This window comes from Paraburkholderia sp. BCC1885 (assembly GCF_900996235.1).
GTDB lineage: Bacteria > Pseudomonadota > Gammaproteobacteria > Burkholderiales > Burkholderiaceae > Paraburkholderia.
Window position 1 is genome coordinate 1 of sequence record NZ_CAAJGM010000198.1, and the last position, 255, is coordinate 255.

Sequence of the window (255 nt, forward strand, 5' to 3'; positions counted from 1 at the left end):
CGGGTCTACACCCAGCGACTGAACGCCCTGTTCGGACTCGCTTTCGCTACGCCTGCCCTAATCGGTTAAGCTTGCCACTGAATGTAAGTCGCTGACCCATTATACAAAAGGTACGCCGTCACCCCTTGCGAGGCTCCGACTGTTTGTATGCATGCGGTTTCAGGATCTGTTTCACTCCCCTCCCGGGGTTCTTTTCGCCTTTCCCTCACGGTACTGGTTCACTATCGGTCGATCACGAGTATTTAGCCTTGGAGG

Annotated in this window: 1 rRNA gene; it reads right to left on the reverse strand. The window is 54.5% G+C overall.

Annotated features, from left to right (window positions below):
- A 23S ribosomal RNA gene (locus tag FQ755_RS17220) occupies window positions 1-255 on the reverse strand; the annotation flags it as partial.